Origin of the sequence: Pontibacter rufus (assembly GCF_015694705.1) — a bacterium.
Classification (GTDB): domain Bacteria; phylum Bacteroidota; class Bacteroidia; order Cytophagales; family Hymenobacteraceae; genus Pontibacter; species Pontibacter rufus.
On the sequence record NZ_JADQDR010000007.1, the window covers coordinates 177954 to 202123 of the forward strand.

Annotated in this window: 26 protein-coding genes; 21 read left to right on the top strand and 5 right to left on the bottom strand. The window is 48.4% G+C overall.

Annotated elements, in window-relative coordinates; translation table 11 throughout:
• Positions 1 to 120: 120 nt before the first annotated feature.
• From I2I11_RS13225 to I2I11_RS13245, 5 genes are all read left to right on the top strand, one after another.
• A complete protein-coding gene (locus I2I11_RS13225) occupies positions 121 to 1968 on the top strand; it encodes a glycoside hydrolase family 3 protein (protein WP_196268196.1) in 1848 nt (615 codons plus the stop codon).
• Positions 1969 to 2016: 48 nt separating this feature from the next.
• On the top strand, positions 2017 to 2739 hold the full coding sequence (locus I2I11_RS13230; protein WP_196268197.1) for a hypothetical protein: 723 nt from the start codon (positions 2017 to 2019) through the stop codon (positions 2737 to 2739).
• A gap of 460 nt (positions 2740 to 3199) precedes the next feature.
• Positions 3200 to 3895, top strand: coding sequence for an SIR2 family NAD-dependent protein deacylase (locus I2I11_RS13235; protein ID WP_196268198.1), 696 nt, complete (start codon positions 3200 to 3202; stop codon positions 3893 to 3895).
• 4 nt (positions 3896 to 3899) lie between these two features.
• Positions 3900 to 4379 (top strand): SRPBCC family protein, encoded by a 480-nt coding sequence (locus I2I11_RS13240; RefSeq protein WP_196268199.1) that lies wholly within the window; start codon positions 3900 to 3902, stop codon positions 4377 to 4379.
• A gap of 154 nt (positions 4380 to 4533) precedes the next feature.
• Complete coding sequence (locus I2I11_RS13245; RefSeq protein ID WP_196268200.1) at positions 4534 to 5184, top strand: trimeric intracellular cation channel family protein; 651 nt, start codon at positions 4534 to 4536, stop codon at positions 5182 to 5184.
• On the opposite strand, the gene I2I11_RS21440 is transcribed toward I2I11_RS13245, so the two are convergent.
• Positions 5169 to 5300: a hypothetical protein gene (locus I2I11_RS21440; protein WP_255531380.1), complete on the bottom strand. Its 132-nt coding sequence runs from the start codon at positions 5298 to 5300 to the stop codon at positions 5169 to 5171. The two genes, I2I11_RS13245 and I2I11_RS21440, sit on opposite strands and share 16 nt — an antisense overlap.
• Before the next feature lie 69 nt (positions 5301 to 5369).
• Here I2I11_RS21440 and I2I11_RS13250 point away from each other — a divergent pair, with 69 nt between their 5' ends.
• Entirely contained in the window at positions 5370 to 5834 is a 465-nt protein-coding gene (locus tag I2I11_RS13250; protein ID WP_196268201.1) for a DoxX family protein, read from the top strand.
• 42 nt (positions 5835 to 5876) lie between these two features.
• On the opposite strand, the gene I2I11_RS13255 is transcribed toward I2I11_RS13250, so the two are convergent.
• Positions 5877 to 6182, bottom strand: a complete 306-nt coding sequence (locus tag I2I11_RS13255) for a ferritin family protein (protein ID WP_196268202.1) — start codon at positions 6180 to 6182, stop codon at positions 5877 to 5879.
• Positions 6183 to 6382: 200 nt separating this feature from the next.
• Positions 6383 to 7432: an o-succinylbenzoate synthase gene (locus I2I11_RS13260; protein WP_196268203.1), complete on the bottom strand. Its 1050-nt coding sequence runs from the start codon at positions 7430 to 7432 to the stop codon at positions 6383 to 6385.
• 224 nt (positions 7433 to 7656) lie between these two features.
• Between I2I11_RS13260 and egtB the strand changes: the two genes are divergently transcribed.
• The 4 genes from egtB to I2I11_RS13280 all read left to right on the top strand — a co-directional run bounded on the left by egtB (position 7657) and on the right by I2I11_RS13280 (position 12885).
• Complete coding sequence (gene egtB, locus I2I11_RS13265; RefSeq protein ID WP_196268204.1) at positions 7657 to 8928, top strand: ergothioneine biosynthesis protein EgtB; 1272 nt, start codon at positions 7657 to 7659, stop codon at positions 8926 to 8928.
• A 4-nt stretch (positions 8929 to 8932) separates the two neighbouring features.
• A complete protein-coding gene (gene egtD / locus I2I11_RS13270; protein ID WP_196268205.1) occupies positions 8933 to 9940 on the top strand; it encodes an L-histidine N(alpha)-methyltransferase in 1008 nt (335 codons plus the stop codon).
• A gap of 3 nt (positions 9941 to 9943) precedes the next feature.
• On the top strand, positions 9944 to 11077 hold the full coding sequence (locus I2I11_RS13275; protein ID WP_196268206.1) for a pyridoxal phosphate-dependent aminotransferase: 1134 nt from the start codon (positions 9944 to 9946) through the stop codon (positions 11075 to 11077).
• A gap of 455 nt (positions 11078 to 11532) precedes the next feature.
• Entirely contained in the window at positions 11533 to 12885 is a 1353-nt protein-coding gene (locus tag I2I11_RS13280; protein WP_196268207.1) for an MATE family efflux transporter, read from the top strand.
• Between the two features lie 78 nt (positions 12886 to 12963).
• Here I2I11_RS13280 and I2I11_RS13285 read toward each other — a convergent pair whose 3' ends face one another.
• Positions 12964 to 14505 carry an FAD-dependent oxidoreductase gene (locus I2I11_RS13285; protein ID WP_196268208.1) on the bottom strand — a complete coding sequence of 514 codons (1542 nt, stop codon included), beginning with the start codon at positions 14503 to 14505 and terminating at the stop codon, positions 12964 to 12966.
• Positions 14506 to 14813: 308 nt separating this feature from the next.
• On the opposite strand from I2I11_RS13285, the gene I2I11_RS13290 reads away from it, so the two are divergent.
• The 7 genes from I2I11_RS13290 (at position 14814) to I2I11_RS13320 (ending at position 19868) form a co-directional block, all read left to right on the top strand.
• Positions 14814 to 16316 carry an SMEK domain-containing protein gene (locus tag I2I11_RS13290; RefSeq protein ID WP_196268209.1) on the top strand — a complete coding sequence of 501 codons (1503 nt, stop codon included), beginning with the start codon at positions 14814 to 14816 and terminating at the stop codon, positions 16314 to 16316.
• The gene (locus tag I2I11_RS13295) at positions 16313 to 17758 is read left to right on the top strand and encodes an argonaute/piwi family protein (protein WP_196268210.1); all 1446 of its coding nucleotides are present in this window, start codon (positions 16313 to 16315) and stop codon (positions 17756 to 17758) included. Before I2I11_RS13290 ends, I2I11_RS13295 begins: the two co-directional genes overlap by 4 nt.
• A gap of 278 nt (positions 17759 to 18036) precedes the next feature.
• The gene (locus tag I2I11_RS13300) at positions 18037 to 18339 is read left to right on the top strand and encodes a nucleotidyltransferase family protein (RefSeq protein WP_196268211.1); all 303 of its coding nucleotides are present in this window, start codon (positions 18037 to 18039) and stop codon (positions 18337 to 18339) included.
• Positions 18329 to 18661, top strand: a complete 333-nt coding sequence (locus I2I11_RS13305; protein WP_196268212.1) for a HepT-like ribonuclease domain-containing protein — start codon at positions 18329 to 18331, stop codon at positions 18659 to 18661. The genes I2I11_RS13300 and I2I11_RS13305 overlap by 11 nt, the downstream gene beginning before the upstream one ends.
• Positions 18662 to 18777: 116 nt before the next feature.
• A complete protein-coding gene (locus I2I11_RS13310) occupies positions 18778 to 19029 on the top strand; it encodes a DUF6364 family protein (protein WP_196268213.1) in 252 nt (83 codons plus the stop codon).
• Positions 19022 to 19438, top strand: coding sequence for a type II toxin-antitoxin system VapC family toxin (locus I2I11_RS13315; RefSeq protein WP_196268214.1), 417 nt, complete (start codon positions 19022 to 19024; stop codon positions 19436 to 19438). Before I2I11_RS13310 ends, I2I11_RS13315 begins: the two co-directional genes overlap by 8 nt.
• Before the next feature lie 94 nt (positions 19439 to 19532).
• Complete coding sequence (locus tag I2I11_RS13320) at positions 19533 to 19868, top strand: tRNA-binding protein (RefSeq protein ID WP_196268215.1); 336 nt, start codon at positions 19533 to 19535, stop codon at positions 19866 to 19868.
• Positions 19869 to 19890: 22 nt separating this feature from the next.
• Here the strand turns inward: I2I11_RS13320 and I2I11_RS13325 are convergent, their stop codons facing one another.
• A complete protein-coding gene (locus tag I2I11_RS13325; RefSeq protein WP_196268216.1) occupies positions 19891 to 20337 on the bottom strand; it encodes a DUF4296 domain-containing protein in 447 nt (148 codons plus the stop codon).
• Between the two features lie 37 nt (positions 20338 to 20374).
• On the opposite strand from I2I11_RS13325, the gene I2I11_RS13330 reads away from it, so the two are divergent.
• The 4 genes from I2I11_RS13330 (at position 20375) to I2I11_RS13345 (ending at position 24132) form a co-directional block, all read left to right on the top strand.
• Positions 20375 to 21256, top strand: coding sequence for a DUF58 domain-containing protein (locus I2I11_RS13330; protein ID WP_196268217.1), 882 nt, complete (start codon positions 20375 to 20377; stop codon positions 21254 to 21256).
• A complete protein-coding gene (locus I2I11_RS13335; protein ID WP_196268218.1) occupies positions 21249 to 22157 on the top strand; it encodes a hypothetical protein in 909 nt (302 codons plus the stop codon). Before I2I11_RS13330 ends, I2I11_RS13335 begins: the two co-directional genes overlap by 8 nt.
• Positions 22144 to 23196, top strand: coding sequence for a vWA domain-containing protein (locus tag I2I11_RS13340; RefSeq protein ID WP_196268219.1), 1053 nt, complete (start codon positions 22144 to 22146; stop codon positions 23194 to 23196). Before I2I11_RS13335 ends, I2I11_RS13340 begins: the two co-directional genes overlap by 14 nt.
• A 252-nt stretch (positions 23197 to 23448) precedes the next feature.
• Positions 23449 to 24132: a YggS family pyridoxal phosphate-dependent enzyme gene (locus I2I11_RS13345; RefSeq protein WP_196268220.1), complete on the top strand. Its 684-nt coding sequence runs from the start codon at positions 23449 to 23451 to the stop codon at positions 24130 to 24132.
• Positions 24133 to 24170 lie beyond the last annotated feature (38 nt).

Sequence of the window (24170 nt, forward strand, 5' to 3'; positions counted from 1 at the left end):
TACTACCCAAATCAACGTAAGGCATTTGCCGGGGAGCAAACATACCACCACTAAAACAGGTATGGCTGTTAAAGTATTTACCCGTACAATAAGAGCAACTCACGGCGTTTAAATAGCAATATGCTGTCACTAACCAATCACCCTTTACAGCCTGCCATACGGTCCGGGCTGCTATGTTTCCTGCTGGTGCTCTGCGCGCTGCTACCTGGCTGCCAGGGCTCTGATGCGCAGCAAACCCTGCCGGACAAAGCGGAACACGAAATTCCCGTTATCCTCCGGGAGCCTTATGTGCGACCAGCCAATATTCTGGCGGCGCTGGATCAGCCCTCGTGGTGGGTGGATTCTGTTTTTAGCACCCTGACACCGGATGAGCGCATCGCCCAGTTAATCATTGTAGAAGCTTTTTCAGATAAGGGACCGGACTATGAGGCTGACGTGATGCGCCTGATAAAGCAGTATAAAGTAGGTGGCATTATCTTCTTCCAGGGAGGTCCCGTACGGCAGGCCATACTTACCAACCGCTACCAGGCTGCTTCCAGGGTGCCGCTCATTATCAGTATGGATGCTGAAACGGGCATTGGCATGCGCCTGGACAGCACGGTACAATACCCTTTCCAGCAGATGCTGGGTGCAGTAGCAGACAATGGCTTGATTTATAAGATGGGCGCACAGGTGGCTGCAGAGTTCAAGCGGTTGGGCATGCACGTTAACTTTGCTCCCGTAGCAGACATCAACAACAACCCGGACAACCCGATAATCAGTTACCGATCTTTCGGGGAAAACCGGCTCGATGTAACGGCCAAAAGCCTGGCATACATGCGCGGCATGCAGGAGAACGACATCCTGGCGGTGGCCAAACACTTTCCCGGTCACGGCGACACCAATGTAGACTCACACTATGATCTGCCCGTGATCCCGTTCGACCGGCATCGCCTCGATTCGCTGGAGCTATACCCATTTAAAGAACTGATCGCCGAGGGGGTGGGCGGCATCATGGTAGCGCATATGCATATCCCGCAGCTCGACTCCGCCGAACACCTGCCCGCCTCGCTTTCGAGACCTATCATAACAGGACTGCTCAAAAAAGAGCTGGGGTTTACAGGCCTGGTTTTTACGGATGCCATGGTGATGAAGGGCGTAACAAAATATTTTGAACCCGGCGAGGCCGAAGCCCGTGCCCTGATGGCCGGTAACGATGTGCTGGAGCGTTTAAATAGTGTTCCGAAAGCTATACAGGCTATCCGGGCAGCCATTGACCGCGGCGACCTGACGCAGGAAAGTATAGACCGACGCTGCAAACGCGTGCTGGCTGCTAAACAATGGCTTGGTCTCGACAAGTATAAACCCATACAGCTTGCCAACCTGTACGAAGACCTGAACACCGATGCCGCCGACAGCACCAATACGGCCATTGCAGAGGCTGCCCTTACGCTGCTCCGCAACAAAGAGCACCTGCTGCCTGTGCGCCGGCGCCGCAAGGTACGTGTCGCCACGGTATCATTCGGGGCGGTAAAGCCAACAGTCTTTCAGCGAAAAATAGACAAGGCTATTCCGAACAAAAGCTTTGTGTTAAAGCGCAAAGCCGGCAAAAAAGAAACAGACAAACTCTGGAAGAAGCTACAACAGTATGATCTGGTGCTGGTAGGCCTGTATGGTCCCAGCATCCGGCCAAGTAACCACTTGGGCTACTCTGAGGAAACCACCGCTTTGGTAACAAAACTGGCGAAATCAAACAAAGCCATTATTATCCTTTTTGATAATGCTTATGCCTTAAACCAGTTTCCGGGCATAGGCCAGAGTGCGACGTTAATTGTAGCCTATCAGCCGCACTACCATGCACAGGCAGCTGCCGCAGCACTACTGTTCGGCCACATACCGGCACGCGGCAAACTGCCCGTTACCGTTAGCAGCCAGTTTGTGTATGGCGATGGCATCAGCAAAGACAAACCGCTGATTGCCGGGCCCTGAAGCATCCCGAAACTTTCCTTTCCGTAAGAATAGCAAAACCCTATACTCATGCACAAGTTACACAATATTCTAAAGTATGCGTCCGTTGTTTGTCTTGGCCTGTCGCTGCTCGGCTGTGAAGGCCGCCGGCAGGTGGAGGGCAACGGAGATGTAACCGATAAGGACCCGGTGGTTACTACAGACGAGCGCGCCGACACGGCTAAACTGATTGTTACGGGCAAAACGGCAGATGATCAGTTAGAAGAGTTTCGCGGCTGGCTAAACGAGCAGGTCGACAAAGGCGATGAGGCCATCCGGGAAGACTGGCCCGAAACACGGGAAAAACTACGGCAACGCAATGCTGAGCTTGAGCAAAAGTTCGACAGCCTCTCGGCAGAAGGAAAAGAAGAATACCGCCAGTTGCAGGACCGCTACGCCCGCTGGGAAGCCCGGCAGGAGCGCCGCCAACAGCAGCCGCTGCGCCCGCAACAACTGAAACAATGGAAGAGACAGCTGCTGGATGAGTATGAAAACATAGATGATATTTCGGCCGCCAACATTCGGGAGGCATACCTGACTTTTATGGGTGAGGTGCGCACCAAGCGCCGCAGCTGGTCGCAGGACGACTGGGACTATGTGGACAACGTATACGGCCAGTTAAACCAACGCCGCCGCCAGGTAGAAGGTGAAATCTCTACTGCCGACAACATCAAAATCAGAACCCTGCAAGCCGAATACCTGACCCTGGAAAGTGCTGCCGACACGAAAAGCATACTCCGCGAAACCAATTAAAAGTATGCGGGGCACGAGTCTGTCAATCGAACTTTATCTAAGGATTAAGAACTGCACAACCTGCCGGATATGGTGTATGAGCTAATAAGCAAGCGAGGCAACACCGCGTATCGAAAAAAGTCCTGACGTCCTGCCAGTAGCGAGAGATAGCTCAGCAGATCTCTACGGAAGCTTACGATGGCATCATCAGGGCAATGCGTCTACAATCAGGAAAAAGCGCGACACGGCTGTTAGAAGAAGTATGGGCGCCAGCGCACAGAGCGCGAACCTCCAATAGTTTCAATTCTACTTTGGTGCGATTAGAAGGATTTAAAACTAAGGAGATATTACTTACTGTTGAGTATACGGTAAGTAATATTTCTAATTGCTATTAGGTGAAGACTTTTACCCCATCATTCTACAACCTTGCAGATTACAGGCAGGTATAGGTATGCACGTAGTATAGCAAAAGCAATATCCTATGAGAAAGCGATTGGTAGTTTTAACTGGCGCCGGCATCAGCGCCGAAAGCGGTATCGCTACTTTCCGGGATGCTGACGGGCTCTGGGAAGGACACGATGTAATGGAGGTAGCCTCGCCGCAGGGCTGGCGCAAAAATCCGGCACTGGTGCTAAACTTTTACAACGAGCGCCGCAAAAACGCACACGAGGTAAAGCCCAATGCCGGACATCTGGCTCTGGCCGGCTTGGAAAAAGATTTTGATGTGCGTATTATCACGCAGAATGTAGATGACCTGCACGAGCGGGCCGGAAGCTCCAACGTAATTCATTTGCATGGCAAGCTCTTCGAAAGCCGCAGCACCCTGGATCCGAAATTGGTGTACCCGATGAAAGGCTGGGAACTCAACCTGGGAGATACCTGCGAACGGGGATCGCAGTTGCGGCCCAATATTGTATGGTTTGGCGAGCCGGTACCGATGATGGAAAAAGCCATAGAAGAGGCCTTGTCGGCAGATATATTTCTGATAGCCGGCACTTCGCTGGTGGTGTATCCGGCGGCCGGTTTGGTGCATTATGTACCGGAAGAGGTACCCATTTTTGTGGTAGACCCCAGAATGCCGGATTTACCCCGTAGGCCCAACCTGCACTTATATGAGGAAAATGCAAGCACCGGCGTGCCCAAAGTGGCAGAGGAGCTGCTGCAAAATTATAAGTAAAACCATGCCGGTTATACTGCTTACTACCCGCATTGCCGCCCCCGCTCACATTTGCTTTGACTTGTCACGGAGCATAGATTTGCACAAAATCTCAACGGCCCATACTTCCGAAGAAGCTGTGGCTGGTGTTACATCAGGTCTGATAAAGCTGCATGAGCAGGTAACATGGCAGGCGCGGCATTTTGGGGTGAGGCAACGGCTAACGAGTAAGATTACGGACTATCACAGGCCAACCTTCTTTGCCGATGAAATGGTGCGCGGGGCATTCCAATCGTTCCGCCATGAGCATGTATTCGAGGAGAAAGATGGCCATACGATCATGCAAGATCGTTTTTCTTATACTTCGCCGCTCGGTTTTCTTGGCCACCTGGCAAACATACTTTTCCTAAAGAGGTACATGGCGGGCTTATTGCTGCACCGCAACCAGATTATCAGGGAATTTGCAGAGAGTGGCCGCTGGCGCGAGATTTTGCCGCAAGTATAATTTATAGATTCTTACAACTGGCTCACACTTTCTAAACACCAGCAAGACGCCGGTTATGCTTGTCAGGTGTTCGGTATTGCCTGTATTATAAATCTGCCGTACATTTTCATCCCATAAATTTGCCGCTTACCTTGTCTCACTAAAATGTAAGATCGTGAGCATACAATATATACTAGAGTTGCTGGGCACCTTTTTCTTTGCCATGTCGGGGGCGCTGGCCGTAAGTGAGCAGGACGAGGAACAGGATTGGTTTGGGGCAGCTTTCACAGGCTTTGTGACGGCGATTGGCGGCGGTACCCTGCGCGATGTGTTGCTGGGCAGCTATCCGCTGGTCTGGATAGAGGACATTCGGCTGCTTTATATTATTTTGGCCGGTATTGCGTGCTCCGGCATTTTATACCGCTGGCTCGAAAGACTGCGCCGCACATTATTTCTTTTCGACACTCTCGGAATTTCGCTGTTTACCATTGTCGGTACCGAAAAAACGCTTAGCCTAGGCTTTCGGCCCGAAATTGCAGCCATCATGGGCATGTTTTCGGCAGTGATGGGCGGGGTAATACGCGACATGCTCACCAACAAAGTACCTGTACTTTTCCGCAAAGAGATTTACTCCAGCGCCTGCCTGATGGGCGCTGCCTTTTACCTGGTGCTGGCAGGCCTGCACGTGGAACGCAATACCAATTTCATTGTATCCATTGTCTTTATCATTCTCCTGCGGCTCGCAGCTGTCAGGTATAACCTAAGTCTTCCGAAGTTTAGGAGCAGAAAATGTATGGGAAAGTCTTCCCGTTATACCTCGCCGTAAGTATAAATCGCCACATCCAGGCAGGTTTTATACTTTAGCAGGTGGCAAAGTGTAAAACCTGCCTGGATGTGGCTGCTTAAGCTTCCACACGAATAGTTTGCCAGATTATCCATCATTTAAATTTTACTATCTATATACCATATATTCCGTATTGCTTTATAACCAATAACTTAAGAAAAAAAGCTATGGAATTCAGAAACAGACTATTTACAACTCCGGCTACCTGGAGTTTAACCATCGTCAGGATATTTCTCGGCATTGTGATTTTTCCGCACGGCGCGCAGAAGCTGCTGGGCTGGTTTGGCGGACCCGGCCCCTCCGATTTTTCAGCCGGCTTCGGCCAGATGACGGGCTTACCCGAAGTGCTGGGCTGGCTTGTGATCATCATTGAGTTTTTCGGATCCCTCTGTCTCATACTCGGACTCCTGACACGTTTCTGGGCTTTCTGCATCCTCTGCCTTTTTATCGGCATTGTACTGATGGTGCACCTGCCCAATGGCTTTTTTATGAACTGGGGCGGCAACCAGCCCGGCGAAGGTTATGAATATCACCTGCTGGTTATCGGTATGGCGTGGGCACTGGTAGTGGGCGGCCCCGGCAGGTTAAGTATAGACAGCAACCTGAACGACAGAAACAGGACTGCATTCTGACAAAGTAACGGCCTTTCTGCATCTGCATAAAAAAGGCGGGGGTTAATCCTCCGCCTCTTCACCTTTTGCTACAATATCACCCTTCGTAAAAAGAATAGTTTTCATCATCTCGCGCCATTTTGGCTTCTGGCGCAGGCAAAATTCCAGGTCCATACCAAAGTGCTTGAACTCCTCGTTCTGCGCATTCTTCATAATAGCTTTGGCCTGCTCATTTTTTTCCAGCGAAATACGTTGCTCATACCAGCTGATGGCTTCCGCCTCCTCGATCACGGAGGTAATCATGCGGGCAAAGGTGCGGGTTTCTTCTGATAGCTCGTTGGCAGGTTCGTGGTACTGTTCTGTAGGCATTTTAAATTAATTAAGGTTATAAATTATACTTTCCTCCATAACGCCCATCGGCGGCCAAGGTTTTTAATTTTGAATAACTGAACGATTGAACAATGATTTGCAGATTTGGGAATGTGCAGATTTGAAGATTAAGAACCCGTTTAAAGTGGCAGAAATGAATGTATATTTACTATCATATTCACTCAATCACTCATTCAAAATTACTCGCTGTACCAGAGTTCTCCCTGCCGGATTTGCAGGGGTGAAGGAATGTTGTTGTGGTAAAGTTGCCCGGTACCCAGACCCTGTGGCATGGTAATATCATAATTGGCCGTAAACTGACTGATGGCATTCAGCCCGATGTTCGACTCCAGGGCCGAAGTAACCCACCAGCCGATGCGCTGCGCTTCTGCCAGTGCAATCCACGCTGCACTGGCTGCCAGTCCACCCAATAAAGTAGGCTTCAGGATGATGTACTGTGGCTTTATACTTTCGAGAAGCGCTGTTTTCGCCTCCCGCCTCTGCACGCCAATCAGCTCTTCGTCCAGGGCCACCGGAATGGGCGTATAGGCGCAAAGCTGTGCCATCTGCTCATGCTGGCCATGTTTTATGGGCTGCTCAATAGAATGAATGTCATACTTTGCCAGGCGCTCCAGCTTTTTGTAAGCTTCGTGTGGCGCAAAAGCACCGTTGGCATCCACCCGGATGGTGAGATCGGTTGCGCCGGCTGTCTCGCGTATACATTGTAAAATCTGCAGTTCTGTGGCAAAGTTCAGGCTGCCGATCTTGAGTTTGAGGCAGGTATACCCTTCATCCAGCTTTTTCTTTATCTGCTCCTGCATAAAATCTTTATCGCCCATCCAAATCAGGCCGTTTATCGGAATGCCCCGTTCGCCGCGGCTGAAAGCATTGTGGTATAGTATACCTTTGCCTCCGTTCTGCAAATCCAGCAGTGCTGTTTCCAGGGCAAAGCGCAGGGCGGGCCAGGCCTGTAGCTGCAGGGCATCCGGCAAGGGTGTTCCGGCCTGTAGCGCCACCTGTTCTTCGTTTACCTGTTGCATTACCTGCTGCAGTTTCTGCTCCAGGTCCGGGCGGTAGTCTATGCTCAGTCCCGGCAGAGGCGCGCACTCCCCCACGCCCACCATGTCGGGGTATTCGGATTGCCACAGGCGCAGATAGTATACTTTATGTTCTGAAAGGGAACCACGGGAGGTGCGGGCATCAAATTTAAAGGATAAGGTATGGGGTTGATAACTTAGCTTCAGATGCATAAATAAGTTGTTGGTTTGAAGAAAGTGGCAAGATAAACCATTATCGGCAAAACTGACGTAGACAGCTTGCGTCCCCTGGCCTATTACGGGTAGCTACGAGCTGCACGTATCATTGCTGGTAACCTTTTGTTTTCACTGGAATTTATAAATCCAAAACCTGAAGCTGCTACGTTTGTTCTCTTTATAACGCTTTCCCGCCTGTTACCAGGTATAAATTGTCTTGTATGGATACTTTAACTACCTCCCTTACCCAGGAAGCCGTGCAACGGTTTTCCAGCATCCGTGCTCTTACTGAACGTATCTGCGCGCCATTGGAGCCGGAAGACACCGTGGTGCAGCCCATGGCAGACGTGAGTCCGCCGAAGTGGCATATGGCACACAGCAGCTGGTTTTTTGAGGCTTTTGTGCTGCAGCCCTACCTGCCCGGCTATAAAGTATTTCATCCCAGGTATAGCTTCCTGTTTAACTCCTACTACAACACGGTGGGCAGCCGCGTGCAGCGCGACAAGCGGGGCACGCTCACACGGCCGCCCCTGCGCGATATTTACGCTTACCGCCAGCATGTAACGGCACACGTACAGAAACTGCTTCAAAGTATAACCGGGGACAAAGCCGCACAAATGCTCCCGATTCTGGAACTGGGCCTGCAACACGAACAGCAACATCAGGAACTGCTCCTTACCGACATCAAGTATATCCTGAGCACCAATCCGCTGCTGCCGGTATACAAGCCGCAATCTTATCAGCCTGAAAACAAGGATGCGGGCAAGGCTGGATTTCTGGAAGTGCCCGGCGGCAGGTATACCATCGGCTACCAGGGAGCTGGCTTTAGCTTCGACAACGAACTGGGCGTACATGATGTGCTGGTAGAGGATTTCAGTATTATGAACCGGCTGGTAACCAATGGCGAGTACCTGGAGTTTATGCAGGACGGCGGCTACAATAATTTCCGGCACTGGCTGGATGAAGGGCTGGCGCTGGTGCGCGCGCAGGGCCTCGAAGCACCGCTATATTGGGTTAAGCAGGACGAAGTATGGCATCGTTTTACCATGCATGGCCTGGAGAAAGTAAACCTGAACGATCCGGTTTGTCACCTGAGCTTTTACGAAGCCGATGCTTTTGCCAACTGGGCAGGCAAGTGCCTGCTCACTGAGTTTGAATGGGAAGCAGCAGCACAGGTATATCCGCCCCAAAAGGGCAACTTTGTGGAGACGGATTTACTGGAGCCTGTTGCCGCCGACCCGGCGCAGGAAGGGCTGCAGCAACTGTATGGCGATGTATGGGAATGGACCTACAGCGCCTACCACCCGTATCCGGGCTTTACCAAAGCGCCCGGCGCTATTGGCGAGTACAACGGCAAGTTTATGCTGAACCAGATGGTGCTGCGCGGCGGCTCCTGCGCTACGTCCCAAAGCCACATCCGTACCACCTACCGCAACTTCTTTCACCCGGACAAACGCTGGCAGTATACCGGTATCCGGCTGGCCCAAAAATAAGAAAATGGAAATAAACACGGCTTTTCAATCAATGATAAACCTGAGCCAGAAGAAAAGCGGCGCCAGCGATACAGCAGCCTTTGCAACCGATGTAAACGATGGTCTGAGCCAGGATCAGAAATCACTCCCCTCCCGCTACTTTTACGACGGCGAGGGCAGCAGGCTTTTCCAGGAGATAATGGAACTGCCGGAATACTACCTGACACGCGCTGAATATGAAGTGCTGACTGAAAACAAAGAAGCAATAGCCAGGGAATTTGCCGGCGCTGGCTTTTTTCACCTCATTGATCTGGGTGCAGGCGATGCGCTGAAAACAAAAATTCTGCTGCAGCAACTCACTGTTCAGCAAAGTGCTTTCAGCTATATACCCGTAGATATTTCAGGCGATATCCTGCAGCAGCTCAGTGGCAGCCTGCAAACCGAAATGCCTGCTCTAAGTATGCAGGCCGTTGTAGGCGAATATTCTAAAGCGTTGGAATGGCTCCAGGCAAATAAGTCCGGCCGCAAAGTTGTTCTGTTCCTGGGCTCCAATATTGGTAATTTTAAAGCTGATGAAAGCAGGAACTTTTTGTGCAGTGTGCGGGCTTACCTGCAGCCCGGCGACAAACTGCTCATGGGCATCGATCTGCGCAAAGACCCCGACGTGATACTGCGCGCTTACGATGATGCTGCCGGCGTAACCGCCGCGTTTAACCTTAACCTCCTGCGCCGCATTAACCGGGAGCTGGGCGGCAATTTTGACCTGGATCAGTTTCGCCATTATGCGCTGTATAACCCGCAGGACGGTGTGATGCGCAGCTACCTGGTCAGCAAAAAAGAGCAGGAAGTATACATCCGCGATCTGCAGAAGTCCTTTCATTTCGCTGCCTGGGAAACCATACATACCGAAAACTCGCACAAGTATACGCTGCCACAGGTACAGGATTTAGGCATGGCCTGCGGCTTTACACTGCAAACCGTTTTTCAGGATAAAAACAAGCGTTTTGCCGATGTGCTGTTCTCTGTAGATTGAACTATGAAACAAAGTATAAGTAACCCTAAAGCATACATTACCCTTGCCACCGGCAGCAGCTATTTCGATAGCCCCGACGCGGCCATCGATGCCGCCATTGCAGCGCTTAAAGCAGGCAAAACATACTATGGCCCTGCTGAAGGTTTGGAAGCATTGCGCCAGGCTGTTGCCAACAGGTATGATTCGGAACAAGGTATAACCATATTGCCGGAGCAGGTGCTGATTACGCCCGGCAGCAAGCAAGCGCTTTTCAACCTGTTCACGGTGCTGCTGCGTGCAGGCGATGAAGTGGTGATTCCGGCGCCTGCCTGGTTCGGGTTTCAGGAGTTGCTGAAGTATAGCAAGGGCAAAAGTGTTACCCTGCAGACGCATCTGGCGGAGGGGTATGCAATCACGCCAGACGCGCTCTGCCGCACGTTAAACGAGCGCAGCCGTATACTTATATTAACCAATCCCGGCAACCCCACGGGCCGCGTATACCGCAAAGCCGAACTGGAGGCGCTGCTGGAAGTGGTAAATGAGTTTCCGGACCTTTATGTGATTTCAGATGAAATATATGACTTTGTTACTTACGGCCAGCCTGTTACTTCTATCTTTTCCTGCGAAAGGGCGCCGGCAGAAAGAACCTTCGTTGTAAATGGTTTTTCCAAATCGTTTGCCATGTCAGGCTGGCGGCTGGGTTACCTGGCAGGCCCGCAGGAACTGATAAAACAATGTATTGATTTCCAGTCGGCCACGCTGGCGGGTGTCAGTGTTTTTTTGCAGGATGCCGCACTGGCTACCCTGCAAAACCGCGATAAAGCTCTCCTGCCTATGCTGGATGTCTTGCAGGCGCACCGCGGCCTGATGCGGCAGGGATTGGATGCTATTCCGGAGGTGCGTTATTACCTGCCGGATGGCGCTTACTATTTCTTTCTTGATTTCAGCTATTACATAGGCCGCACCACGCCGGACGGAGAAACCATCAGTACTAGTATGGATTTGTTCCGCTACCTGCGGGAGCAGTACAACCTTGAACTGGCACCCGGTGACAACTTTGGCGCGCCCGGCTACGCCCGTATGTCGTTTGCAGTAGAAAAATCTGTGCTCCAGCAAGCTCTGCAAAGGCTGAAAGAGGCGTTGGCGCGCCTGCGCTGATGGATTCTATACTACTTTTTTCAGGCTGTTTCTGGTCACCGATTTATTGTTTCGTGTAATACTTTATCCAAGCACTTCTGGCCTCCCCTTTTCCAATGCTATGATGAGAACGCAAGTATAAAATGCGTTTTTGAACGTTTCCCTGCTTCAAGCTTTCAGCTTGGAGTATAAATGAGGCCAGTTTTCAACTGGTGGTATTGTTCAGAATAACTTTCGCCAGTTGAAAACTGGCCCTAAGATAAGCTCCAAGTTGAAAACTTGAAGCAGGGGAAAACTTATTCTCGTATTGTAGCATTAGAAAAAAGGAGAACTTACACCCCTGCTATACTATTCTTTCCATCGTTCTTCTGCTATGAAAGCGGAAGAGAAGGAGTCTCTACATCAATCCAATATCCAGCTGCTTTCTTCTCCTTTATTTTTGTACCTTTGCGGGCCAATTCTGAAGCTCTTTCCTGATGAATACCCTTAGTTACAAACAACACTTCTCCAGAAATTTTTCGCTGGCTTACCCGGTGGTGCTGAGCCAGTTGGGGCATATTATGGTAAGTGTGTTTGACAGCCTGATGGTGGGCCAGACCGGAACCATACCGCTGGCTGCTGCCTCTCTTGGCAATAGTATGTTTACGGTGGTGCTGGTTTTCGGACTGGGAGTTTCTTATAGCATTACACCCCTGATTGCTGCCGCCGATGGCCGTCGCAACTATACCCGTATCTCCCTGCTGCTCCTCAACGGGCTCGTCTCAAATGTATTGCTGGGGGTTTTGCTATTTATTGCCGGTTATTTTCTGTCGCCTTACATTACGCTGCTCAACCAGCCCCAGGAAGTGGTAACACTGGCTATTCCGTACATCAACATCCTGTTCCTGTCGATGGTGCCGCTGATGGTATTTCAGGCATTCCGGCAGTTTGCCGAAGGTTTGTCGCTCACGAAACAGGCCATGTATATTTCCATCATTGCCAACAGCCTCAACATTGTGCTCAACTACATCTTTATCTGGGGAAAGCTGGGCTTGCCCGCCATGGGGCTGGCGGGCGCCGGCTGGGCTACCTTTATTTCGCGGGTAGTGATGGCGCTGATGATGGGCGGCTGGGTGCTTTACAGCAAGCGTTTTGTCGTTTTCCGCCATTTTATACGCCTGCGGCATCTTTCTTTCATCCACATGTACCGCATTTACAGGCTGGGGCTGCCTATCTCAGTGCAGATGCTTTTCGAAATGGGCGCTTTCGGTTTTTCTGCTATCATGATTGGCTGGCTGGGTGCCAAGCAACTGGCGGCCCATCAAATTGCTATCAACGTGGCTTCTGTAACCTACATGATGGCCAGTGGTATTGCGGCCGCGGCCACCATACGGGTGGGCAACCAGAAGGGCCTCGGCAATTACCACGACATGCGCATGGCGGGCTACACCAGCTTTACCATGGGCACCCTGTTTATGCTGGGCAGCGGCCTGCTAATGGTTCTGGGCAACAGGCTAATACCAATGCTGTATATCGATGATCCGGAGGTAATACACATTGCTGCCGGGCTGCTGATCATCGCGGCGCTTTTCCAGATTTCGGATGGTGTGCAGGTGGTGGGCCTGGGCGCCCTGCGCGGGCTGGAAGACGTGCGTGTCCCCAGTATGATTTCCCTGCTGGCTTACTGGGTCATCGGGTTGCCGGTAGGGTATCTGCTCTGTTTTAAAGCAGGCTTTGGTGTAACAGGTATCTGGACGGGTTTGCTGGTGGGCTTATCGGTAGCTGCCCTTCTTCTCTTCCTTCGCTTCAAAGGTCTAAGCAACCGATACAGAAAACTCCACTTATCATAATATATCAACCAAAGAACAAGAAAAGCCCCGGCTATAAAGTATAGCAGGGGCTTTTCTGTCTTTATGATAAATAAGAATTTAAATAGGGCCTAAATCCTTAATGGCCGGGCCTGTAACCACTTTCCCGTATGGATCAAAGCGGGAACCGTGGCACGGACAATCCCAGGAACTTTCGACATTGTTCCAGTTCACGATACAACCCATGTGGGTACACACCGCCGAACACTGATGCCTGTTGCCCTCCTGATCGCAGTATACGGCAATCTTCTTCATGCCATCACGCATAATTCTGCCAGTGCCCGGCATTACCTCCATCATATCGTCCACCTCGCCGGGGGTCACATAATCCTTCATCTGGGCCGCCACATTCAGATTTGTTTTCAGGTACTGGCCAGCCGATTTAAGCGGGCTTCTGCCGGGGTCGTAAATTTTTGCCCAGGGGTTTGGCCGTCCCATAATCAGGTCTGTCAGCAGCATACCGGCAATGGTGCCGTGCGTCATGCCATGGCCGGAGTCGCCTGTAGCGATGTATACATTATCCGTGTCGCCGGGATTGCGTCCGATATAAGCCAGGCTATCAACAGGTTCCATCACCTGTCCCGACCAACGATACAATACATCCTGCGCCATCGGGAATTTGAGCCGCGTCCAGCGTTCCAGATCCAGAAAATGGCTGGCTGTATTATCTTCCTGCCCTGTTTTATGGTCTGCGCCGCCTACAATCATCAGGTCATACTTAGGCCCGGTTCCATCTTCCGCTACATCGCTCCGCATGAGTCTGACGTAGTGGTACGGATCATCCATGTCCCAGTACAAAGCGTCGGGTACGGAGCCGGCAGGCACCGCTACGCCAAGCGCATACGTACGGTAAGGTGCCTGCTTGGTATGAATGGTTACTTTATCGTTTACAGGTGTGTTGGTGGCTACCACCAGGTGGTTTGCCGAAACTGCGTGTCCGTCGGCGGTGACCACGGTTGCAACAGGCCCGGACTGAAATTCTTTTGCCGGAGAATCAGTGTATATCTCGCCCCCCAAATCTAAAAAGGCCTTAGCCAGGCCAGAGAGGTATTTGGCTGGATGGAAACGCCCCTGGTTCGGAAAGTGCAGCGTAGGCAGTGCGGTCAGCGTTTCGACCGGGCAATCTTTGCGAAGCACCACATCGCGCCAGCCAATTTGCTGCACGGCTTCCAGTTCCTTCAGTATTTCTTCTTCCTGCTGCCGGTTGTTGGCAAAAAGGTAGCCATCCACCCGGCTGAAATCGCAATCTATGTTCTCAGCTTTGGCCAGTTCTTCTATCTTGTCGATGGCGCTGCCGTGGCTCTGGCAGGCCAGCCGGGCACCCTCTTTCCCGAACAAGTTTATCAGGTGCGGGTACCCATCGTCCAGGGCGTTGGACAGGTGCGCAGTGGTGCGGGTGGTTTCGCCGGCACCAATGGTTTTGGCTTCCAGCACAATTACTTTTTTGCCTTCTTTCGCCAGCAGGTAGGCTGTTGTAATACCCGCTATCCCCGCTCCCACGACGCATACATCACAGGTAAGGTTTTCGCGCAGGGGACTGGTAACAGGCATGCTTACTTCCTGATCCCAGACAGGAAAAGTTGCTCCGGATTCTTTTTTCATAGTTTCAGTTTTAGCACTTAATGCAGTTAGGGGCGTTGGCTGCCATCAGGCAGACCTCCTGCATAGGATTACGGTGTGGTGTGGCTTATGTTTCTGAGGCGGAATTTTGGCGTGGTATGAAGTATAAATAGAAAGTGCTATATTGGCTGTAAATAAGATATGTTAAGAACTGAATAACTTTAAAGATTATATACATAGTGCAGGTAGCAGGAGTAGTTTCTGCTACCTGGTAGTTGTAAGCAAGCCTTAAAATATAGAGTACCACTAAGTAGAAATTTGATTCATAACTAGAAAGGGAACAGTATATTTTGAACAGAATCGATTATATAAGCAAGATAACTTCTTACGCAGCTAGATTTGTTTTAGAAGTTGAAGGCTTTAATGCCATAGGAAACTACCATATCAATATACATGCGGAAAGCTTTTTGGTTCCTGTTCTCAATGAAGTTCTAGGCTTGCAACTTGAAAATCTCAATACGAGCCAAAGAAAAAATTTTCCTGCAATTGATTTAGCCGATTTTAAGAACAGAGTTGCCATTCAGGTAACATCAACCAGCAGTCTTGATAAAATAAAGTCCACTCTTGAAACTTTCGGTCGGCATAACTTACACCAGCAATTCGATGTTTTGTTTATTTATGTCATTACCGAAAAACGCGGACAATACAATGAAGCTAAAATTGCAGAGGTAATTCCAGAAGGCTTTTCATTCATCGCAGAAGAACACATCATTGATAAAGATTCCATCCTACAAAAGATAAACGCAATTTCGGCCACTCCAAAATTGCTGAACATTTCAAAATTGTATGAACACGAATTTTCAGATGTTCAAATAGAACAAAGAAAGAAGAAGTTTGAAAGCGGATATTTAAACAGTGAGCCTGAAAACATCTGCCCAAATATGGTGAGAATTTCATTTCCATCTCATCTTTACAAGGCGAACTTGAATATTGATGAAGAAAATATCACGGCAAATCTCAACAGTTATTTAATATCAATTGGTAAAAGAGAAGTTAAAAAATTAAAGCCAGCTAAACTGGTACAACGTGCATTGAGGGAAAATAATGCAATGTCATCCGATTGGATACTTCATGAAAACTGGCTTTATACTTTTAGAGATTTAACTAAGTATAATGAGCCTTTCAGAAAGATAATTGACTTGGGTACAATTACTCTATTGGATTGCGCTGAGCTTTATGACCAAAATGAGGCTTACAATAGAGTGTTTAAAAATTTATTGCGCAATACTTTAATGCAGTTGTGCCATAAAAAGGGCATTCAATGGTATGCGCCTCGTAGTACATTCCGTTTTGCAAACTCCAGACCTCCCAAGGTTAAACAAATACGTTGGAAGGGAAAAAAAGAATCAACAAAGACTGTCATTTTCGAAATGATAAATAAAAAAGAAGGTCATGTAATTTGTTATCGCAGCCTTGCATTTAAAGCATCATTTCTAAATTTTGACACTGATTGGTACATGGTAATAAACCCGACTTGGAGCTTTACAAATCCAGGCGGTTATCATGAAAGCCGTTTTGAATCTGCCTACATGTCTGGTATAAAACGTCTAGAAAACAATAATTCTGTTTTTAACTATTTTAGATTCTTTTCTTATTACTTGGCTTATACTGACCTCTTTACTCCTGAATTTCCATACCTCAAATTGCATACTCCTGAGCCTATAAGCATGTCACCTAGTTTGAAGGAAGCAAAATGGAAACCTGTAAAAGTTAATGAAAAGGACATAGATGCTCCTTTAACTGACTTACAAGCTGACACCGAACTTGAGGATATAAAACTTTTTGAAGAATGAAATTAAGATATATAGAAGAACCATCCTTACAATTTGGTACAGCTCATCACATCTGCCCTAAAAGTGGTATTTACTCATTTAATCCTTTTGATATTGCTCAGGTTAGACCTGAAAAAATAACTATTGGCGTTGTTGGAAAAGGAGAAAGTGTGGATAAAGTGTTAGAATGGATTGAAAGTTGTAAAAGTCACATAGCTGGTAAAGAAAGTAAAAATCCACATCCAAATTTATTCATGAATTTCTGTGGTTTCAGCAAAAATATTGGCTTTAAGTGTGAAGTAGCATATGATGAAACATACTTACGCAAACTAAATAACTCTGACTTTGATAGAGTAATAAAAGGAAATGGTTCGCTTGAACAAATTATAAATGAAGTTACAAATCTGTACCTCAATGAAATCAAATTTCTTTCAAAAAACAAAAAGCCTGACGTAATTCTCTGTGCACTTTCAGAAAACATGATGAAACACATCATGGAGACAAAGCCCAAAGATAAAGAGGAAAATGAAGAACAAGAAATATTTGAAAGGGACTTCGACGAAGAAAATGTATCAATAAAAGAGCAAAATTTCCGAAGAAATTTAAAGGCGCAAGCAATGCAGTACAATGTGCCTATTCAAATTATAAGAGATAGAGTTGCAAAACCAACAGCAGAAATGCAAGACCCAGCTACCATTGCTTGGAATTTCTTTACGGCTCTTTATTATAAAGCATCTGGCACACCTTGGGCTTTAATTCGTAAAGACTCTGCTGAAACAACTTGCTACGCAGGTATAAGCTTTTTTAAGAGCAGAGATAAAAAATCAACTCAAACCAGTATTGCTCAAATATTCAATGAGCTTGGTAAAGGAGTTATACTACGTGGAGAAGAAATTAAATTGAAAAAGTTTGATAGAACACCTCATTTAGAGGGTCAGCAAGCATTTAACTTACTTACTCAATCATTAAAGGAGTACTATGATGCAGTAAAAATTTATCCGAAAAGACTTGTTTTGCACAAAACATCAAACTTTAATGACGATGAAATTTATGGGTTTACTGAAGCGGCCAAAAAACTACATATAAACCAAATTGACCTAGTTTCAATTCAGACATCGGACCTTCGATTATATAGACAAGGAAACTATCCTCCAATGCGTGGCACTCATCTGACTATGACTGATAAGCACCATTTGTTGTATACAAGAGGTTCAGTACCATATTACGAAACATATCCTGGAAGATATATTCCACGGGCTATTGAAGTGAAATTGGCTACTTATGATGAGTCACCAAATGTTATATTAGATGAGATTTTAGCCTTAACGAAAATGAATTGGAACAATACCCAGTTTGACAGACAAATGCCAATAACTATCGAGTGTGCCAGAAACGTTGGAGAGATTCTGAAATACCTCAGATCTGATGAACAAATGCAATTAAAATATAGCTTTTATATGTAAGTATAAGTCAACACAGAAGTCACACTCAACCGAGACAAAAGCAGTTGGTCAGAAACTAGAAACCTCTACTAACAATAGTAGAGGGCAGAAGGCCAGCTTACAACATTGTATAAGAGCAATAGCTTGCGACGTGGTAAATTCAAAGCCTGTGCATTTAATAAACTTTTATTGAGGGGGACAGGTAATCGCATTTAAATCCGCTACTGCTCTTATACTACACCGTTGGTATAAACATAAAATTAAACAGCTTAACGCGGAAAACATAGATTTCAACTATTATGAAAATAATCAGCGATCATATCGGACAAATAGAAAATCTCTGCGGCCAACACAATGTAAGAAGCCTTTTTGCGTTTGGCTCCGTTACTAACGACAAATTTAATGCTGATAGTGATATTGACTTAGTTGTAGATATTGACGCACCAGACCCCATAGAATATACAGATCATTATTTTGAATTAAAATTTCAATTAGAACAAATCCTGCAAAGAGATATTGACCTGTTAGAGCAGAAGGCTATCAGGAACACATTCCTGCAACAAGAGATAGACCGTACAAAAGTGCTTGTTTATGGAAAGTGACATCAGATTGTGGTTAGCAGACATAAGAAGGTCTATCACAGAAATCTACGAGTTTTTGCCAGAGCAAAGGAGCTTTCCTCTATTCCAGAAGGATCTTAAGACCAGGAAAGCAGTTGAGCGCAATCTGGAAATCATAGGAGAAGCGCTGAACCGAATTTTGAGGGTAAGGCCAGATATAAATATTACCAACGCCCGTCGGATCGTAAATACAAGGAACAGAATCATCCATGGTTATGATACTGTTTCAGAGGACATAATCTGGACAATCGTTGTTAAAGAACTGCCTAAACTTGAAAAAGAAATCGATAGCTATTTATTATAAGAAGAAGCACTTTGTTCTACAAAATGCTTTACACTAAGGGTTTGCCTCCATCAGCGATAGCATAAAACTAACTCCCCCTCTTGTTTACACGTAATAAATTGTATAATTCCACACGTATGGACACCAAATTAACTTTAGTTTTAGATAAGCAAGTAATTGAAAGGGCTAAATCTTATGCTGCTGCCAAAAAGACAAGCCTTTCCAAACTGATCGAATCTTATCTGGACAGCGTAACAGCAGCTGAAAAAACAAAGGAAGATATTTCGCCTTTGGTGAAAAGCCTCTCAGGTGTGATAACTATTCCCAAAGACTTTGACTACAAAGATAAATACGCCAGTCATTTAGCTAAGAAATACCTGGATGACTGAAATATTCGTCGATACAGACGTTTGCTTGGATTTACTGGCTAAGAGAGAACCTCATTATGCTTATGCCGCTGCGCTGTTTACCTTGGCCGACAAGGGAGAGCTAACCTTGTTTGTTTCTTCGCTGTCTTTCTCGAACCTGAATTACCTATTGTCCAGACAATACAATACTTCAGAAGCAAGAAGAATCCTGAGCAGGTTTAAAGTACTGGTGCGCGTTTTAAGCGTTGATGATAAAATTATAGAATTAGCCCTTAATTCCGCTTTCAGGGATTTTGAAGATGCCATCCAGTATTTTACAGCTATTGAATCCGGCATAACACTTTTGCTGACAAGAAATATAAAAGACTATAAAAAAGCAGCAATAGCCGTGCAAACGCCGGAGCTTTATATGCTGTCAAAGGGAAAATAAAACCTGTTCCGGTCAAGTATAAACTTCAGCTAAAACCTTTGCCACCATCTATACGCAGCCTTTATCACACCAAATCAACTCACAACCCCAACCTATGGAAACCATTACCTGGCAGCATTTCGAGCAGACCGACATCCGCGTAGGAACTATCACAGAAGTGCATGATTTCCCGGAGGCCCGCCGCCCGGCTTATAAACTCACGATAGACCTGGGGCCGCTCGGCATCAAAAAATCAAGCGCCCAGATTACGAAACATTATACCAAAAACGAACTGGTAGACAAGCAGGTGCTTTGCGTAACCAACCTGGGCAAAAAGCAAATTGGCAGGTACATGTCGGAGGTGCTGGTTACGGGTTTTGCCGACGAAAACGGCGATATTGTGCTGGCGCAGCCTGCCGGCAAAGTTCCTAATGGCAGCAAGCTGATATAAAGCGGATTACACTTGCTATGCTTTACCGCTGCGAGGGAGGTGTATTGTAAAGAGGGCTATTGTAAGGAGCCGGGTCACGGGTACGCGTGGTATCTGTTATACCTGCCGCTGCTTTGGCCTTGCTCTCGCGTACGCTCAGCGTATCGATGATAGTTTCGTAAAGCGCGTCCATTTCCTTTACATGCGTAACGTAATAATGATAGGTGTTGCGGAATTGCTGCCGTGTTACGCCGCGCCGCTTCAGAATTTGATCCTGCCCGTAGTTAAAAGTCATCAGCGCTGTGTCAGGATATAAAATTTTTCCTTCTATCTGCGCCTCCAGGGTATGTATATCTGCTAAAATCTGCACCATCTTCGTTTCCGGAATCATATTTTTAGGCTTTTCCTCGTTCTCAGACTGGCAACTAAACAGGCTCAGGCAGAAAAACAGGCAGAAAAATCTTTTTGCGGATAAAAAATAGGAGAACATGTGCTAATTTTAAAAACTGACGCTACGGCACAAAGCTATGAAGGAGCTTGTACAAAAGCTACGAAAGTACGAGATACGGATCAGAAAGGCAATTACCACGCAGATGCAGGGCGATTTCCACTCGGTGTTTAAAGGCACCGGGCTGGAGTTCGACGATGTGCGCGCCTACCAGTACGGCGACGACGTGCGGTCGATTGACTGGAACGTGTCGGCCAAAGGGCATGGCGTGTTCGTGAAAACCTACCGCGAGGAGAAAGAGCAGTCCGTTTTCCTGATGCTGGACGTGAGCGCTTCGCAATCTATCGGCACCGGCAGGCAGCAGAAGATTGATGTGGGCAAAGAGATCTGCGGTGTGCTGGCGTTGTCGGCAGCGCGGCAGCAGAGCCAGATAGGCATTATCTGCTTTTCGGATCAGAAGGAAAAGTACATCAAACCGGCCAAAGGTATAGAGCAGGCCTATACGCTCATCAAAGCCCTGCACGAGCTGCAACCCAGGTCCGGCAAAACCAGCCTGGCAGCGGGCATCAGGCTTACGCTCGACATTATCAAGCGCCGCAGCATCATTTTGCTTATTTCTGATTTTATAGATGTGCACTATGAAAAAGAACTGGGAATGCTGGCCAAACGCCACGACCTGATTGTACTGCAACTCCAGGATATCCGCGAGCAGCAGCTGCCCCCGATGGGCATCGTGCCGGTGCGCGACAAGGAAAGCGGCAAAATTCTGTGGCTGAATACGTCCGGCGAAGAATTCCAGCGCCGCTACTTGAACCAGTATGCCGAAAACCAGCATGTAGTGGAACGCATCTGCCAGAAATACCAGGCCAATTACCTGGCCATCCAGACCAACGAGGATTATGTGCCGCAGTTGGTAAACCTGTTCAGGCTCCGAAATAAGTCTACCAAGAAAAGTGCGTAAGTTATACTTCCTTCTGCTTGTTATGCTGGCGCCCGCGCTGGCCGGGGCGCGGCAGGTGCCAAAGCCCGTCGGCCATTTTGCTGCCGACACTGTAAAACTGGGCGAGCCGCTGACGTATACTTTGGTGCACCGCCACCCGGCTGCGCAGGAAGTCATACTTCCGGGTTCCGGTTATAGCTTTGCGCCCTTCGAGTTTGTGCGCAAAGACTTTTACCCCACTTCTACCAAAGGTGGCATCAGCACCGACAGCGCGGTGTATACCTTACGTACCTTCGAGATTTACCCGGTGCAGCAGCTCGCCCTGCCGGTGTACGTGCTGCAGGACGATGATACCATAGCCGTGTACGCCAAAGCGGATGCCGTAGTGCTAAAACAACTGGTGCAGGAGGTATCCGAACCTTTACAACTGAAAGCAGAGACCACATTGGCCCCGGTGGCAGAGCGCTTTAACTGGCCGGTGATGCTGGTATGGCTGGTGGCCGGCGCCGTGTTTCTGAGCCTGATCTGGTTTATTTTCGGCCAGGCCATCCTGACCAAGTATAAACTCTACCGCCTCCGCAAGGATCATGTATACTTTGCTTCACGCTACAGCTCGCACGTAGACCGCTTCGTGAAAACAGCTGCGCCGGCCAGTATCGAAAAAGCCGTATCGCTCTGGAAAAATTACCTGACCAGGCTGGAGCGCAGTGCCATCAATTCCTTTACCACCAAAGAGATTGTCGAATTTTACCTGAACGACGAGGAAGTGAACACCGCCCTGCGCATTCTGGATAAAGCCATTTACGGCAACCTGCAATCCGAATCGGAGGGCGAGGCGAACCTGGCGCTGGGCATGCTGCGGCGCTTTGCCAAGAGTCGCTACACAACACAGAGAGAACTGACCAAAGATGTTAACCTTTAACGACGATTCGTGGGATTGGCTGCGCCCGGAATGGTTCAGCTACAGCACCCTTCATTCCTTCGAGTGGGTATACCCGCTGGTGCTGTATGCCCTGCCGGTGGTGCCGCTGCTGTTTCTGCTCAAAAATACCATGCGCCGCAACACCCGCAACAAGCTCGATATGGCCCTGTTTGAAGGGAAAGCACGCTGGCAGTGGAGCAGCGCGCTGCGCCTCCTTCCGACTTTGGTGTTTATACTTTTCACGATGCTGGTGCTGGTGGCGTTGGCCCGTCCGCAGCGCATAAACGAACAGGTGGAGCTGTCGGCGGAGGGCATTGATATTGTGCTGGTGCTGGACGTGTCGGGCTCGATGGAACTGCGGGACTTTAAGCCCAGCCGCCTGGAGGCCGCCAAGGATGTAGCTACTAACTTTATCAATGGACGCGTGCAGGACCGCATCGGACTGGTGGTGTTTGCCGGAGATGCTTATTCGCTGGCCCCGCTCACCACCGATTATGATTTGCTGCGCGAAAGTATAAATTCCATTGGCTTTAAGATGATACCTAACGACGGCACCGCTATCGGCAGCGCGCTGGCCGTGGCCGTAAACCGCCTCCGCGACTCCAACGCCAAAAGCAAAGTCATCATTCTTATCAGCGACGGCGAAAACACGGCCGGCAGCCTGGACCCCGAGATGGCTGCCCGGCTGGCCTATGGCTTCAATATAAAACTTTATACCATCGGGATTGGTAAAGATGGACAGGTGCCTTACGATGTAGACGACAGCGGTAAGACGCTTTACGTGGAAGCGAAGCTGGATGAAACCAGCCTCCGCCAGATTGCCGATATCGGGCAGGGACAGTTTTTCAGGGCCAGCAGCAAAGATGCGCTCCAGAAAGTATTCCAGAACATCAACCGCCTGGAAAAAACGGAAATCATCGAGCGCCGCTTCCGCGATACCCGCGACTATTACCAGGTATACCTGACGTGGGCCTTGCTGCTGCTGCTGATCTGGATGCTGCTAAAAAACACCTTCATCACCAGCGTACTGGAAGACTGAAGTTGGAGAGTTGGAGAGTTGGAGAATTAAAGGGTTAAAGAGTTAGAGAATTGCTGGTGCGAGCTTGCAGCTCGTACCTTTTATAATACAGGAATTTTATAAATACAGGAATAAGTATGGCAGTAGAAACAAATCAGAGGTACGAGCTGCAAGCTCGCACCAGCAATATAATCCGCGCAATATAACCTGCACCAACATAGTATAAACAATCATCAACCGAAAAACGAACTACAATTAACGAACAACGAAACCATGACCATAGCTGATAACATTTTATACTTTGATGAGCAACTGCGTAACACCAACTGCCGCCTGGTGGCCGTATCTAAAACGCACCCGGCAGCAGCTATAAAAGAAGCTTATGAAGCCGGGCACCGCTTGTTTGGCGAGAACAAAGTGCAGGAGCTGGTAGAGAAGTATGCCGAGCTGCCGCACGATATCACCTGGCACCTGATTGGTCACCTGCAGACAAATAAAGTAAAGTTTATCGCTGAGTTTGTTGATACCATAGAGTCAGTGGACAGCCTGAAGCTGCTGGTGGAGATAAACAAACGCGCCGAGATGTATGGCCGCACCCTGCCGATTAACTGCCTGCTGCAAATCTCTATTGCTGATGAGCTCACCAAGTATGGCATGGACTACGAAGAGGCTGTGGCGCTGCTGCAATCCGAAGAATACCGCAGCATGAAGTATATCCGCGTGGTGGGCGTGATGGGTATTGCCACCAACACCAGCGACGAGGCCAAGCTGCGCCAGGAATTCCGTTACCTGCGTGGCTGCTACGAAAACCTGCGCGATACTTTCTTCTTCGCCAACCCGGATTTCTGCGAAATCTCCATGGGTATGACGTCGGACTGGAAAATTGCCATAGAAGAAGGCAGCACCCTGATCCGGGTGGGCAGCGGCATCTTTGGCGCGCGGGATTACAGCAAATAGAAGCCTATTGCTTAGGAGGCTTTCAAGCGTTTTTGTAA

What these genes read in the sequence shown, in the direction of transcription:
- I2I11_RS13340 (WP_196268219.1), top strand. Translation starts at nt 22,144, where the DNA reads ATGTTAACCTTTAACGACGATTCGTGGGATTGGCTGCGCCCGGAATGG.
- I2I11_RS13310 (WP_196268213.1), top strand. Translation starts at nt 18,778, where the DNA reads ATGGACACCAAATTAACTTTAGTTTTAGATAAGCAAGTAATTGAAAGG.
- I2I11_RS13255 (WP_196268202.1), bottom strand. Translation starts at nt 6,182, where the DNA reads ATGCCTACAGAACAGTACCACGAACCTGCCAACGAGCTATCAGAAGAA.
- I2I11_RS13225 (WP_196268196.1), top strand. Translation starts at nt 121, where the DNA reads ATGCTGTCACTAACCAATCACCCTTTACAGCCTGCCATACGGTCCGGG.
- I2I11_RS13345 (WP_196268220.1), top strand. Translation starts at nt 23,449, where the DNA reads ATGACCATAGCTGATAACATTTTATACTTTGATGAGCAACTGCGTAAC.
- I2I11_RS13330 (WP_196268217.1), top strand. Translation starts at nt 20,375, where the DNA reads ATGAAGGAGCTTGTACAAAAGCTACGAAAGTACGAGATACGGATCAGA.
- egtB (WP_196268204.1), top strand. Translation starts at nt 7,657, where the DNA reads ATGGATACTTTAACTACCTCCCTTACCCAGGAAGCCGTGCAACGGTTT.
- I2I11_RS13240 (WP_196268199.1), top strand. Translation starts at nt 3,900, where the DNA reads ATGCCGGTTATACTGCTTACTACCCGCATTGCCGCCCCCGCTCACATT.
- I2I11_RS13300 (WP_196268211.1), top strand. Translation starts at nt 18,037, where the DNA reads ATGAAAATAATCAGCGATCATATCGGACAAATAGAAAATCTCTGCGGC.
- I2I11_RS13285 (WP_196268208.1), bottom strand. Translation starts at nt 14,505, where the DNA reads ATGAAAAAAGAATCCGGAGCAACTTTTCCTGTCTGGGATCAGGAAGTA.
- I2I11_RS13305 (WP_196268212.1), top strand. Translation starts at nt 18,329, where the DNA reads ATGGAAAGTGACATCAGATTGTGGTTAGCAGACATAAGAAGGTCTATC.
- I2I11_RS13260 (WP_196268203.1), bottom strand. Translation starts at nt 7,432, where the DNA reads ATGCATCTGAAGCTAAGTTATCAACCCCATACCTTATCCTTTAAATTT.
- I2I11_RS13325 (WP_196268216.1), bottom strand. Translation starts at nt 20,337, where the DNA reads ATGTTCTCCTATTTTTTATCCGCAAAAAGATTTTTCTGCCTGTTTTTC.
- I2I11_RS13315 (WP_196268214.1), top strand. Translation starts at nt 19,022, where the DNA reads ATGACTGAAATATTCGTCGATACAGACGTTTGCTTGGATTTACTGGCT.
- I2I11_RS13235 (WP_196268198.1), top strand. Translation starts at nt 3,200, where the DNA reads ATGAGAAAGCGATTGGTAGTTTTAACTGGCGCCGGCATCAGCGCCGAA.
- I2I11_RS13250 (WP_196268201.1), top strand. Translation starts at nt 5,370, where the DNA reads ATGGAATTCAGAAACAGACTATTTACAACTCCGGCTACCTGGAGTTTA.
- I2I11_RS21440 (WP_255531380.1), bottom strand. Translation starts at nt 5,300, where the DNA reads ATGATGGATAATCTGGCAAACTATTCGTGTGGAAGCTTAAGCAGCCAC.
- egtD (WP_196268205.1), top strand. Translation starts at nt 8,933, where the DNA reads ATGGAAATAAACACGGCTTTTCAATCAATGATAAACCTGAGCCAGAAG.
- I2I11_RS13280 (WP_196268207.1), top strand. Translation starts at nt 11,533, where the DNA reads ATGAATACCCTTAGTTACAAACAACACTTCTCCAGAAATTTTTCGCTG.
- I2I11_RS13295 (WP_196268210.1), top strand. Translation starts at nt 16,313, where the DNA reads ATGAAATTAAGATATATAGAAGAACCATCCTTACAATTTGGTACAGCT.
- I2I11_RS13275 (WP_196268206.1), top strand. Translation starts at nt 9,944, where the DNA reads ATGAAACAAAGTATAAGTAACCCTAAAGCATACATTACCCTTGCCACC.
- I2I11_RS13320 (WP_196268215.1), top strand. Translation starts at nt 19,533, where the DNA reads ATGGAAACCATTACCTGGCAGCATTTCGAGCAGACCGACATCCGCGTA.
- I2I11_RS13230 (WP_196268197.1), top strand. Translation starts at nt 2,017, where the DNA reads ATGCACAAGTTACACAATATTCTAAAGTATGCGTCCGTTGTTTGTCTT.